The organism is Burkholderia sp. Tr-20390, assembly GCF_017104595.1.
GTDB lineage: Bacteria > Pseudomonadota > Gammaproteobacteria > Burkholderiales > Burkholderiaceae > Burkholderia.
This window is the reverse complement of record NZ_JAAGPC010000419.1, coordinates 1-1,268: the sequence shown is the minus strand read 5'-3', so window position 1 is coordinate 1,268 and position 1,268 is coordinate 1. Positions and strand designations below refer to the sequence as shown.

Here is a 1,268-nt window from a genome sequence, read left to right as displayed (position 1 = left end):
ACGAAGTTCTCGCCGAGCGTGAGCGGCTCGTTCGCGGCCGCACGCGCGGCGAGCGTCAGCAGCGCGCGGGTCGCGAGGCGCTGGCCGGCTTCCCAGCGGTTGAACGGATCGCTGTCGTGCGCGAGCAGGAACGCGAGGTCGTCGTCGCTGTAGTCGTACTCGACGATCACCGGCGACGAGAAATTACGCAGCAGCGACGGCAGCGGCTGTTCCGGCACGTCGACGAACGTGAAGGTCTGCTCGGTGTCGGTGAAGTCGAGCACGCGCGTCGTGCCTGCGGCGGCGGCTTCGCCGTCGAGACGCAGCGGCAGGTCGCGGCCGTCGCGGCCGATCAGGCCGATCGCGAACGGGATCAGGAGCGGCCCCTGTTGCGTCTCGCGCGCGGCCGGCGACGCGTCGCCGTAGCCCTGCGCGAGCGTGACCGTATAGCGGCGCGCGGCCGCGTCGTACGCGGTGCGCACCGACACGCGCGGGGTGCCCGCCTGGCTGTACCAGCGCTCGAACTGCGCGAGATCGCGCCCGTTCGCGTCGGCCATCGCGTGACGGAAGTCGTCGCAGGTCACCGCGTGCCCGTCGTGGCGCTTGAAGTACAGGTCCATCCCCTTGCGGAAGCCGTCGCGGCCGAACAGCGTCTGGTACATCCGCACGACTTCCGAGCCTTTCTCGTAGACGGTCATCGTGTAGAAGTTGTTGATCTCGACGTAGCTTTCCGGGCGCACCGGGTGCGCCATCGGGCCCGCGTCCTCGGCGAACTGCAGCTGGCGCAGCACGCGCACGTCCTCGATGCGCTTGACCGCGCGGGCCGCCGATTCGAGGTCGTCGCCCGCGGCCATGTCGGCCGAGAATTCCTGGTCGCGGAATACCGTCAGGCCTTCCTTCAGGCTCAGCTGGAACCAGTCGCGGCAGGTCACGCGGTTGCCGGTCCAGTTGTGGAAGTATTCGTGGCCGACCACCGATTCGATGTTAGCGAAGTCGGTGTCGGTCGCGGTCTCGGGGTTCGCCAGCACGTACTTCGTGTTGAAGATGTTGAGCCCCTTGTTCTCCATCGCGCCCATGTTGAAGTCGCCGACCGCGACGATCATGAAGCGGTCGAGATCGAGCTCGAGGCCGAAGCGCTTCTCGTCCCAGCGGATCGAGTGGATCAGTGAATCCATCGCATGACGCGTCTTGTCGAGATCGGCGGGCTCGACCCACACCTGCAGCAGCTTCTCCTTGCCCGAGCCGGTCGTGATCGTTTCCTCGATCGCGACGAGCTTGCCCGCGACCAG

At 67.3% G+C, this 1,268-nt stretch carries 1 protein-coding gene; it reads right to left on the bottom strand.

All coding sequences use genetic code 11. From position 1 onward, the window contains the following. Window positions 1-1,268 (bottom strand): DUF3458 domain-containing protein (locus tag G3N98_RS39325; protein ID WP_206151128.1); only part of this gene is annotated, 1,268 nt, incomplete at both ends.